Raw genomic sequence first — 12841 nt, 5'->3', positions numbered from 1 at the left:
TGCAGCGCGCCTGAACTTAGAACATCAACTTGCCGTTGATGCCCCAGTAAGCCTGCGCACCGCGAACGGTGTACTGGAAGTAGCCGGTCACCGGATCAGAATGACCCTTACGCAGCGCATAAAACTCGTCGGTTACGTTGCGACCAAACAGGCTGATCTCATACACGCCACTGTGGGCACGCAGGCCGGCACTGACGTTAAGCAGGCCATAGGCTTCCTGGAAAAGCTTGGGGTGACGCTTCAGGTCAGTTGCGGTTTCTTCCTGCCAAACGTAGTTGGCACCAAGCGTAACATCCAGGGGCAGATCCATCAGCTGACGCTCATAGTTACCCGACAGGGTGTACTTGAAACGCGGTGCCTGGGGCGGCTGACGCCCTTCCATATCCTGAATACCGGTATCGGTATTACAACCGTCGGCGGCAGTCTGGCCCACATAGCAGTCCAGCTCGAAGTTGCGGAACTCGGCATCGGTAAACGCCGCGCCGAATTGAATTTCCAACGACTCGGTCGCCAGCCAGGTGCTGTTCAACTCAAAGCCCTGGGTATAAAGGTCGCCGGCGTTGATCGGCGCGGTCTGGGTAGTACCCGGCACACGCTTGGTCGTTTGCAGTTCTTCAACAATCTGATAGAACATCGCGCCGTGAAGCTGCAAGCGGCGGTCAAACATCATCGTTTTCAAGCCGATTTCGTAGGCATCTGACACCGATGGGTTCAGGTAAGCGTTTTCAGGGGTTGATGAACGGGTGTAGTTCACACCGATACCGATAAAGCCACGGGCATAGCTGGCGTATACGTTAGTATCCTCAGACAGTGTCCAGCGACCACCAAGGCGTCCGGACCAGTCTGCCGCTTCGCCGTCGGTCACGTGATTGTTTTCTTCGTTCAATATCGCTGCCGTCAGGTCAACATCACAGAAGTTGTTTTCACAGCTGTACACGCTCGCCACAAAAGAGCGCTGACGGTGGTCCAGGGTTGCCTGCTCGTCGGTCCAGCGCAAACCGGCAAATACCTGGAAGGCTTCACTGAGATCGTAGGTAATATCGCCGAAGACCGCCCATGAGGTTTGTTTAAGATCATTCATATACGGATCAGAAACAATAAAGGGCGTTGGCGGCAGCGGAATGCTGGGGTTTTGGCGTACCCACACCGGCACAGCAACCGAGCCATCTTCGCGGTAGTTCTGGTAATAACCACCGGCGACCACGCTCATCAATTCATCGCCGTATTCAAAGCGCAATTCCTGGGTTTGATACTCCACGCCGTTTTTGCCACCAGAGCGACCTTCGGGAGAATAGTTGGTGCCATCAACCGCTACAGCAAACAGACCAAAGGTATTTTCGGTTTCAGTGCTATTGGCAGTGAGCGAGTTCAGGTTATTCAGGCTGGCCGGAGTGGAGTCAATATCCAGACCGAATTCCTGCTCCCAACCCCGAGCACTGGTCAGCGACTTCAGCGTCCAGTTGTCGTTCAACTGCCAGGTCAAATCTGCAACAACACCCCACTGTTCGAAGTTGTAGAAATCGGGTGAGTTGTTATTAATCGTAAACGGGTCCGCCATGATCTCGCGACCGCGTTGGGCATCGCCGTTACCCAGCGCCGTATAACGCGCCTCGGGATCGTAAAGCGTGTCGGTATCAAAGGTGACCAGCGGATTGCCACCGGTTTCGGAATCGTTGATGTCGGCGCTGAACATCAGGCTGACATCGTCAGAAAAATCAAAGGCCAACTTGAGCACGGCGGCAACGGTTTCATCGCCACCGGCATCACCGCGACCCGGGTGCAGGTTTTTGATATGCCCGTCGCGCTCTTTGCTCAGAATATTGAGACGCCCCATGACTGAATCCGAGATCGGGCCATTCAGCATCAGCTTCAATACGGTTTCAGAGTCATCCGTCACGCTGCCCGATACATAGGCTTCGAACTCCGGCGACGGCCCTTTACGAGTAATATTCAATGCACCGGCGGTAGAGTTACGACCAAATAGCGTACCCTGGGGACCAGTAATTACCTCGATACGTTCGATATCGCCCAAGTCGGCACTGAACTCACCGGAACGGGACAGCGGCACACCGTCGAGAACGGTTGAAACGCTGGGCTGTACGCCACCCTCAGAGGAGAACGACCCCAGACCACGCATGGAGATTGAGTTTGCCAGGCCACCACCGGTCGCCGCGGAGAAGGTAAACGACGGTGATACGTAGCGCAGGTCGCCCAGCGACTCAATACGCTCACGTTCCAGCTTTTCGGCGCCCAGCGCCTGAATGGACAGGGGAACATCAGCAATAGATTGGGCACGCTTCTGGGCCGTAACGATCACCTCTTCGATCACATTACGCGACTGCGCCTGCTGGGCGTGCACTGCCGTGGACACCGAGAGCAAACCCAGAGCCATCGTTGGCAGAGCCAGTGCAGATTGCCTCCACCCTGCTTTGATTGTTTTGTTCGTCGTCGTCATTCCTATCTCCAAGAGCCAGACTTATATTTCTTCAATAAGTGACTATTATTCAGTTTTGGAGAAATTTTACAATAGGGAAGACGAGGCAATAGTCTTGGCGCCAATCAAATTGATGTTATCAGCCTCTTGAAAACTTTCTCCGACATTTCTTCAAAACGCGCTAACTAATTGTAATTTATACAAATACCAAAAGCCTTCGAACACTGTGCCCGGCGATTTATGCGCAAATATTAAATTTTTTGATTTGGGCCATCACTCTCTTCGATATCATAACTGTTAACCCGTCATTTAAAAAAATGGCGCCCTCCTCCCGGAGCGCGCCATCTGATTTTGCCGCTTGAATTACTCGCCTACCATCAGAACTGGTATTTCGCGGCAATACCCCAGTAAGCCTGCGAGCCCCTGTTGGTAAACTGGAAGTAGCCACCAACCGGGTCAGCCTGCCCCTTGCTCAGGGAGTAGTACTCATCGGTGACATTCTTGCCAAACACCGACACTTCGTAGCGCTCCTGGGTATCGCGAATACCAAAGCTGACATTCAACAGACCGTAGGCATCCTGCTCAAGGCGGGGATCGCGGGCCAGGTCAGTGGCGGTTTCATCCTGCCAAACGTAACTCACGTTGGTGAAGCCCACCACCGGCAACGCTGGCAGCGGCTGCTCGTAGTTGGCCGACACGGTGTATTTCAGCTCAGGTGCCTGAGGTGGACGCTCGCCACTCAGATCCTGCTGCCCGCCCACACAGCCCTGCGCGGCTGTCTGACCAACATAGCAGTCCATTTCAAACTCCTGGAACTCCGCATCGGTATACGCCACGCCCAGCGTCAGCATCAGCATATCGGTGGCCAGCCAACTGGTGTTCAGCTCAACACCCTGACTGCGGATCTTGCCCACGTTAACCGGCGCGGTCAGCGTGCTGCCGGGGATACGCTTGGTCGACTGAATATCATCGACGGTCATGTGGTAGATCGCGCCGTGAACCTGAGCAGTTCTATCGAACAGGTCACTCTTGAAGCCCACCTCAAAGGAGTCGGCCACTGAAGGCTCGAGATAGGTGTTATCCGGCGTCGAAGAACGGGTGTAGTTCACACCGATACCGATAAAGCCACGGGAGTAACTGGCGTACACATTGCTTTCTTCTGTGACATCCCATTTGGCGCCCACGCGACCAGACCAGTCTGCCGCATCGCCATCGGATTCAAAGTCCACTTCCCGGTTCACATAGGCGGTGGTCAAGTCGACATCACAGATGTTGTTGGTACAGTCGAAGTCACGGGCCACATAGCTACGCTGCCGGTGCTTCAGGGTCGCTTCTTCGTCGGTCCAGCGGATACCGGCGAACAATTGCACCACCGCATTCAAGTCCCAGGTGACATCACTGAACAGCGCCCAGGTTTGCTGGCTGTAGTCGTTGTAGTACGGGTCAGACTGAATAAAGGGCGTGGGCAGGCCCGGCGCGCCGCGAATCCACAGCGGCACATCGATTGCGCCATCTTCCTGGTAATCCTGCACATACAAGCCGGTTACCAGGCTCAAATCCGCCCGCTGGTACTCAAAGCGGATCTCCTGAGTGAAATATTCCATTTCATTGCTGATCCCCGACCGACCGCCCGGCGACAAATTGGTGCCATCCAGGTAAACGCCGAACATACCGTAGGTACTGCCGCCGACGGTGGACGTCGCGGTGGTGCTGTCCAGGTTACCCATCGACGCCGGCGAGGAATCGATGTCCTGATTAAAGAACTGCTCGGAGCGGCGCAAGGCGCTGATCGACTTCAGCAACCACTCTTCATTGAGCTGCCAACTGACATCGGCGACCAAGCCGTTCTGGTTGTAGTCCAGGTAGTGCTCGGTGTTGGCATTCACGGTAAAGGGATCATCCAGCACCTGCTGCCCCCTTGCCGCATCGCCATTACCCAGCGCGACTAGACGTGTCTGCGGCGCCGGATACAGGGTATCCAATCCAAAGGTGACCAAGGGATTGCCACCCGTCTCGGTGTTAACGTAATCGAAGCTCAGCAACACGCTGACATCGTCGTTTACATCAACATTCATTTTCGCCATAAATCCGCGGGTTTTTTCGCCGCCGGCATCGCCCTGGGTCGCATCAAGGTTGCGAATGTGGTCGTCGCGATCTTTATAAAAAGCGTTCAGCCGCACCTGTACCGAATCGGTCAGCGCGCCATTAATCATCGCCTTGGTCATCACCTCGTCGTCATCGGTCGCCGCCACCTCTACCGACGCGGCGAACTCCTCTGACGGGCCAGCACGAACGATGTTCAGCGCGCCGCCAATAGAGTTCCGACCAAACAGGGTGCCCTGTGGCCCGGTAATCACCTCGATGCGCTCAATATCGCCAAGGTCAGAGCTAAATTCGGTCGAGCGCGCCAGGGCAACCCCATCCACCACGGTAGACACACTCGGCTGCACGCCGCCCTCGGTGGAAAATGAACCCAAACCACGCATGGAAATGGAATTGGAGAAGTTACCTGCCGTACCGTGGCTAAAGGTAAAGCTTGGAGAGATCAGCTTGAGATCCGCCAGTGACTCAAAGCGCTCTGACTCGAGCTTGTCGGCGGTCAGCGCATGAATCGCCAGCGGCACATCAGAAATCGCCTGAGCGCGCTTCTGGGCGGTAACGATGACCTCCTCGATCACATTGCCCCGAGTTCTCCCGCCATCCTGGGCAATCGCCGCGCCGGACACACTCGCGACACACATCGCCAGCATCGTCCGCGTGAACGTATTCCTGTTACTACCTGCACTATTAGCCTGTGACATTTTATTACCCACTTTGGTTATCGACCCATTTAAAACTTACTATTTGTCAGCTATTATGATGATACTCTTGGATGAACTGCTCCATTATAAGTAGTTCTACCTACTGGCTTAGTCAAGCAATACAACGAAATATGCCAGGGTCGGCCATTTATGGGCCTTGACGACAATAACAACGAAACGAAAAACAGGTAACTGACAATATCATAGTAATGGAAAGGATCTCTTTGATGTTTACTACGCGGAGCACCACTTGAATCACCCACTGCTTTTCAAGCCCTTGCAAATACGCAACCTGCTGATTCCCAATCGCACGGTAATGCCGCCGATGTCGACCCAACTTGGCACCCCAGAGGGCGAGGTCAGTGACGAGCAAATCGCCTTTTATCGCGCCCGCGCAGCGGGGGGCACCGGCATGATTATCGTCGAGTTTTGCTGCGTAGAGCGGCGCTCCGGGCAGTCCGAACCCAACCAGCTCGCCCTTGAGTCGACAGCGCATATCGCCGGACATAAACGCTTGGTCAACGCCATAAGAGCCGAAGGCAGCGTAGCCTGCCTGCAACTGCAACATGGCGGCGCAGCTGCAAAACGCAGTTTGCTGGAGATCGACACGCCTATTGGCCCCAGCGACATTTTCTCCCGCAAAGACCCCAGCCGCAGAACCTGCCGCGAAATGTCCCACGCCGAAATCGAGGCGATGATCGAGTGCTTTGGCATCAGCGCCGAGTTGGGCATAAAGGCGGGTTATCAAGCGGTGGAGCTGCATGGTGCCCACGGCTATTTACTCACCCAATTTATGTCGCCGCGCAGCAACCAGCGCAATGATGTCTGGGGCGGCAATGAAGCTGGACGACTGGAATTCCCACGCCGGGTGATCAATCGCGTGCGCCGGGCCATCGGCAACCGCCCGCTGATTTACCGGTTGTCGGCGGACGAATTCAGCAAGAATGGTCTGACCATTGAAGACATGGAGCGCATCACACCGATGCTGGTCGATGCCGGTGTTGACGCCATCCACGTCTCTACCGGGGTCGGCCCAGACAGCTTCGACAAGGTTATCGACCCTATGTCGGCCCCCGACGGCTGGCGCCTGCCCTATTCCCGCCGCATCCGCAAAATCTGCAATGTGCCGGTCATTACCGTGGGCCAGATACGTCATCCGGACACCGCCGAACAGGCCCTGCGCGACGGTGATGCCGATCTTATCGCTTTGGGCCGCACCTTACTGGCCGACCCTGAATGGAGTAACAAAACCCGCGCTGGCCGGGTCGATGACATTATTCCCTGCACCTCCTGTAATTTCTGCGTCGCCAACGGTTTCGCCGAAAACAGCATTCGCTGCGCCAACAACCCCCTTACCGGGTGTGAACGGGAGGGCGGCATTCCCTTATTGAGGGAGCCCGGCAAAGCCGTTGTGGTCGGCGGTGGCCCCGCCGGCATGGCCGCTGCACTGGCCCTTGCCGAGGCCGGCGCAGATACCACACTGCTGGAACGTCAGGATCATCTCGGCGGCGGTCTGGTGGTATCCGCTGCACCGCCGATGAAGGACAAACTGGAACGCTACCGCCAATACCTGTTGCGGCAGGTCGCCGCGAGCGCGATCAAGGTCAAACTGGGGGCAAGCGCCGAGCCCGGGGTTATCGAGGCCCTGCACGCCGACTTCGTGCTGTTTGCCACCGGCAGCCGCTCCCGCTCCCAGTCGTACCCGGGTTTGAACGAGCTCAACAGCTGCGATGCCTTCGATCTTCTTAATGACCTCGATCATCACCCCCTCCCGGCACCACAGGCAGGCCCGATTCTGGTACTCGGCGGTGGCGAGACCGGCTGCGAAGCCAGCGAGGCGCTACTGGAGCGTGGCTACCGGGTCATCCTTTCCAGCCGATCTCCAGCCCACAAGCTGGCCCGGTCAGCGGAAATGATCTATCGCGGCGACCTGCTGCGCAGACTGCTCGCCAACCCCGGGCTTGAATTTATCAGCGACAGCACCTTCACCAAACTCGACGGCGGCACAGCCTGTTTCAGGGCCGCCGACACGACAATCGAGCGCCGCATTGCCTATTGCGTGCTTGCTCAGGGGCGCGATCCAGAACAGCGCCTGCACAATGCCCTGGCTGCAAAAATCAGTGACGGCGCGACCATTGGCGACGCTAGCCAGCTGGGCCGCATCGGCGATGCTGTCGCCGCCGCTGACCGCGCCGTAAGAGATTTCGTGCAGCGCAAAAACGCCACCACACTCTAGCCTGGGCAGGAGAATCAGGACCACAGACAACAATAAATTGCAGTAGAGACAGGGATTACGTACATGAATGCATCTGGCAACACCACCGTCGAACAAGGCCTGGTTTACCTCGCCCAGACCCGCGGACCTACGGAAAAGAAAATTATCTCGCAGTGGTTACGCCAACAGGAAAACGGCAAACACGCCGAGATTATTTATATTGACTATCCGCGCATGGACGCCAGCCGAACAAACGCTGCACTCCGCCAACGGCTGGCGAGGGGCGACAACCCCCGACTGTGTCCGGTTCGCGTAGCGTGGCTGCCAAAATCCCGCAATGGCAAGCCTCAGGTTTATCTGCGCGACCTTATTATTATCGGCGACCCGCGCGCCCCCAGAGAATACGCCAAATATTTACTGGCAGGAAAACAGGCTGAGCGCACTCGCATTCTTGAAGGCGAGCCGGCGACAGTCGCCGAATTACGGGACATCTGGACCGCACAGACCAGTGCCACTGTCGAGCGGGAATTTGCCCGCTTTGTCGTTCGCCGCGCCACCCTGTCGCTTGAACGTTCGGCCTCGCAGGTGCTCGGCCCCCAATACAAGATGCCGCGACTGGTGCTGGAGGAAATCCGCAGTTCCGCCCGTTTCAAAGAGGGACTGCGCCGACTCGCTGAAGAGAAGAATCTGCCCCTGGATCAGGCTGAAATGCTCGCCGAAAAGGCGCTCAAGGAGCTGGCCTCAGGCTTTACTCCCCTTGGCCTGGACATCAACCTGATTCTCGGCCGCATCCTCTACCGACGCGGCTACGTCGAACAATTGGACATCGACCCTCAGCAAGTTGAAAAGGTACGCGCTGCCCTGCGGGGTAAACCCGGCATTATTCTGCCCTCCCACCGCTCCAATATGGACGTTGGCGTCATGTCAGTGGCCCTGCACGAGTCCGGCCTGCCCCGCACCAGCACTCTCGGCGGCATCAATATGAGCTTCTGGCCGATGGGTTATATCATGCGCCGCTCCGGGGTAATTTTTATACGCCGAGACATTCGCGAAGACCCGACCTATCGCTGGGTACTGAAAGAATATCTCGGCTATATGGTGGAAAAGCGCTTCAGCTTGCAATGGTATATCGAAGGCACTCGCTCCCGCACTGGCAAGTCGCTGCCACCAAAATTGGGGCTGCTTAAATATGTTGTGGATGCCTATCGCGAAGGCCGCTGTGACGACATCGCCCTCATACCTGCCTCCACCACCTACGATCAACTGAACGAGGTAAAAGGCTACGCCGGAGAGGCGATGGGGGCCGCAAAAAAGAAGGAAGATCTGAAGTGGATGATCAGCTACTTCAAATCCGCCCACGGACGCTTTGGCCGCATATATGTTCGCTTCGGTGAACCACTTTCCCTGAGCAGCTACCTGGGCAGCCACGAGGAGGCGCGTCAACTCAGCGACAGTGAATACCACCTTGCCCTGCAAAAGTTGGCCTTTGAAATCTCCCTGCGCATTAACCAGGCCACGCCCATCACCGCTATTTCGTTAATTACCATGACCGCGCTCAGCGCCTTTCGCCAGGCCCTGAGCTTCGACCAGTTGCGCATGGCCCTGCGCGAATTCGTCGAGCACACTGAACTGCACGGCGCACCGATGACCGCCAGTGCCCGCAACCTGCTGCACGATGAGGGCATTCAGGAAGAGCTGGACGCACTGATCAGTCAGGGCCTGATACACGCCGAAACCGACGGCCCCGAGGCGGTCTACACAATTAACCGAGATGCCCACGTCGCCGCGTCGTATTATCGAAATTGGGTGATTCATCACTACCTCGACACCGCCATCGCCGAGTTGGCGCTCACCGCCGCCGCCAATTGCGATGCTGGCACCGACGCCCTGGAAACCTTTTGGAATACCGCCTACCAGTTGCGCGATCTGCTGAAATTCGACTTTTTCTTTCTGGAAAAGAACCAGTTTCGTCAGGCCTTGAATGACCGCCTGAACCGCATCAACCCCAATTGGCAACACACGGTTTCCAGCGGACGCGACGCCACACTCGCCCTGCTCGACGGCATGCAGCCGATTACCGCCGACAGCGTATTGCGCTGTTTTCTGGAGAGTTACTGGGTCACCGCCGTGTGCATGAAGCTGCGCAGCGGCGGTGTGATTACGGGCGACAAGGACTTCTTTAAATTCTGCGCCGGTGCCGCACGGCAATACCTGTTGCAAAAGCGCATTATTCATTTAGAGGCCGCCTCGCTGCACCTGTTTAAAACAGGTTTGCAAATTGCGCAGAATCGCGGTGTAACCAATGCCGAGGGCCACTACCAGCCCGCAGCAGGGCAGGCCCATATCGAAGAATTGGAAGCCCTCCTGCAACTCAGCGATCAACGCTTTGACTCCGCCCGCCGCACCTTTAACTTACGGTATTTCAACCGAGGCCAACACAATGACTGACCATCCCACCTTCAAGGACGACGTTGACGCGCTGGAGTTACTCATGCTGCGCGGCGAAGGCTCGGTAAAAACCCGCAGCGCCATGCTGTCGGTATTGCTATTGGAGACGGCGCCGGATTTTACCGAATTGCGCGCCACCTTCGATCAGGCCAGCCGGCAGTTTATTCGCCTGCGTCAGCATGTGGTGATGCCAGCCATTGGCATTACTCCACCCAAGTGGGTGGTCGACCCGGACTTCGACCTGAACTACCACCTGCGGCGCCTCAGTGCCCCGGCCCCGGCGCGCCTGCGCGACGTGCTCGACAGTGCCAGTCAGATTCTGGCGGCACCCATGGACCTCGACCGCCCGCTGTGGGAGGTCTACCTGATTGAAGGCCTGCAGGAGCCCGGTGCAAATGCCGCCCTGCTGATGAAAATGCATCACGCCGTGTCAGATGGCATGGGCGGATTGCTGTTACTGAAGCTGTTGTTCAGCACCACACCGGACGGCAAGCCACAGGCCGATATTCCGCCGCCCATCCCCCAGGACCTCGACCCACTCACCCTTACGCGCCGGGGGCTCAACCGAGCAATCACCCACGCACTGCCCACGGTAGGCAATACGCTTAAGCGCGGCGTCTCTTTCGGCAAAGGCGTACTGCGCAACCCGAGCGAAAGTTTGAATACCCTGCGGGAACAGTGGCAGTCCAGTAAACGCATATTAGGCCCCAGTGACAGCACTCCCTCACCGCTGTTAATGCGGCGCAGCTTTGGCAGGCATCTTGATGTACTGGACTTCCCTCTGGCAGATATTCGCCGATGTGCGAAAGCACTCAACGCCACTGTGAACGACGTGTACATCGCCGCCATCGCCGGTGCGATGCAACGCTATCACCAGGCACTAAACAGCCCCCACGATGCGATTCCGCTGGCGATGCCGGTAAGCCTGCGCACCGACGGGAATAGTGGCGGAGGCAACCAATTCGCGGCAGCCCGTATCAATTTGCCGCTTAATGAAGGCGACCCGAAGCAGCGCATTGCCGCCATCCATGAGCAGACCCTCAAGGCCATTGCCGAGCCCGCCATCAATATTGTCAACCGCATGGCACCCTTGCTGGTGCACCTGCCAAACGCGGCCCTGCAAGAGCTGGGTGAAATGGCCAGCCAAATCGACGTGCAAGCCTCCAATGTGCCGGGGCTGCGGGAATCCGCCTATATTGCCGGCAGTAAAATCAACAAAATGTACCCCTTCGGTCCACTACCCGGCATTCCACTGATGCTGGTAATGATGTCCCACGACGGCGTGTGCTATATCGGCAGCCACTGCGACACTGCAGCCATTCGCGACCCGCAGCTATGGATGCAATGCCTGCAAGAGGAATTTTCCGCAATGTTTACCGCTGAAGCGAAAGTGACCAAACCCCGAGCGCCGCGCAAGAAGACCCCCACAGCCAAACGTCCCGCGCGCGCCAAGGCCGCCGCTCAGTCCAAAGCCGGAAAAGGAAGTCTTTAATGAAACATTCCGCGACCCCCATTGAATCCACCTTGGCGGCAATCAAAGCCTCACCCACAGGCGCCAATGTATGCGCATTTTTCGATCTCGACGGCACTATTATCGCGGGCTTTTCCGCAGCGTATTTCAGCAAACAGCGCCTCAAGAACAAGGATATTTCCCTGCAGGAATTTCTGCGCACGGTCAACACCGGCATCAATGCCGCAATCGGCAAGGCTGACTTTGAAGACCTGTTGCAGATCGGTGCCGACGCTTGGACAGGACGTCCTCACGACGCATTGATGGACATGGGCGATGCCCTGTTCAAGCGCAAGATCGTCAACCTGATCTACCCGGAAATGCGCCGTATTATCAAAGCCCACCAGCAACAAGGGCACACGGTAGTACTGTCGTCCTCCGCCACCTGCTATCAGGCCGAACCCATTGCCCGCTTTCTGAATATCGAGCATGTGCTGTGCAACCGTTTTGAAGTGGTCGACGGCAAACTCAGCGGCAAACTCAGCAAACCGCTGATCTGGGCCGAAGGCAAAGCCACCGCCGCCCAAACCTTTGCCAAGACCCAGGGCGCCGCCCTTGCAGACTGCTTTTTCTACGCCGATGGCGACGAAGACGAAGCCCTGATGCACCTGGTCGGCCACCCCCGTCCCACCAATCCCGGCAAAAACCTGGCCCGGGTAGCCCGCTCTCGCGGCTGGCCAGTGCTGCGCTTCACCAGCCGCAAAAACAACGGCGCACTGCGCTCCGCCGCCGGTGTATTCAGCGTATTCCCCTACGCCGCCGCCGGTGTCGGACTCGGACTACTGAAACGGGACAAGCGTGCGATTCTCAACTACGCATCGCCGCGCTGGATCGACCAGATGTTTAAAATAAATGGCGTAAAACTTAACGTTATTGGCGGCGACAACCTCTGGACCCAGCGACCTGCAGTCTTTATTTTTAATCACCGCAACAACTACGACGCCTTTATGGCCGCCAAACTAATCGAGAAAGACTTTACCGGCGTTGGCAAAAAAGAACTGGAAGACCACTGGCTTACCGGCACCATCGGCAAACTCGCTGATGTCGCCTTTATCGATCGCGCAGACTCCAAGGCCTCAGTAGAAGCCCTGAAACCCATCGAGGAACTGGCCCGCAAAGGTATCTCGATTTGCCTCGCCCCCGAGGGCAACCGCGTCGATACCGATCTGGTAGGAGAATTCAAAAAAGGCGCCTTTCGCATGGCAATGGCCGCTGACATTCCCGTAGTACCCATCGTTTTTCGCAATGCCGAAATGATTGCCGCCAGAGACGCCGCTGTGATGAGCCCCGGCACCGTTGATGTTGCGGTACTGCCGCCGATATCCGTCAGCGACTGGACCCTGGACAACCTTGGTGAAAAGATTGCTGAAGTGCGGCAGTTGTATATTGATACCCTTACCGAGTGGCCTACATCGTAACCGGCGTAGAAGCTG

General features: G+C 56.9%; 6 protein-coding genes. 4 read left to right on the top strand and 2 right to left on the bottom strand.

The window, feature by feature from the left end; all coding sequences use genetic code 11:
- Positions 1-16: 16 nt before the first annotated feature.
- The gene (locus HCU74_RS02900; RefSeq protein ID WP_168448884.1) at positions 17-2455 is read right to left on the bottom strand and encodes a TonB-dependent receptor; all 2439 of its coding nucleotides are present in this window, start codon (positions 2453-2455) and stop codon (positions 17-19) included.
- Between the two features lie 356 nt (positions 2456-2811).
- Entirely contained in the window at positions 2812-5235 is a 2424-nt protein-coding gene (locus HCU74_RS02895; protein ID WP_168448883.1) for a TonB-dependent receptor, read from the bottom strand.
- 250 nt (positions 5236-5485) lie between these two features.
- Here HCU74_RS02895 and HCU74_RS02890 point away from each other — a divergent pair, with 250 nt between their 5' ends.
- From HCU74_RS02890 to HCU74_RS02875, 4 genes are all read left to right on the top strand, one after another.
- Positions 5486-7471: an FAD-dependent oxidoreductase gene (locus HCU74_RS02890; protein WP_210425080.1), complete on the top strand. Its 1986-nt coding sequence runs from the start codon at positions 5486-5488 to the stop codon at positions 7469-7471.
- A 63-nt stretch (positions 7472-7534) separates the two neighbouring features.
- Entirely contained in the window at positions 7535-9898 is a 2364-nt protein-coding gene (locus tag HCU74_RS02885) for a glycerol-3-phosphate 1-O-acyltransferase (protein WP_168448882.1), read from the top strand.
- Entirely contained in the window at positions 9891-11390 is a 1500-nt protein-coding gene (locus tag HCU74_RS02880) for a wax ester/triacylglycerol synthase family O-acyltransferase (protein WP_168448881.1), read from the top strand. The genes HCU74_RS02885 and HCU74_RS02880 overlap by 8 nt, the downstream gene beginning before the upstream one ends.
- Complete coding sequence (locus tag HCU74_RS02875; protein WP_168448880.1) at positions 11390-12826, top strand: HAD-IB family hydrolase; 1437 nt, start codon at positions 11390-11392, stop codon at positions 12824-12826. Before HCU74_RS02880 ends, HCU74_RS02875 begins: the two co-directional genes overlap by 1 nt.
- Positions 12827-12841 lie beyond the last annotated feature (15 nt).

Source organism: Spongiibacter thalassae (genome assembly GCF_012272835.1).
Lineage (GTDB): Bacteria > Pseudomonadota > Gammaproteobacteria > Pseudomonadales > Spongiibacteraceae > Spongiibacter > Spongiibacter thalassae.
This window is presented reverse-complemented; position numbering and strand designations above follow the sequence as displayed.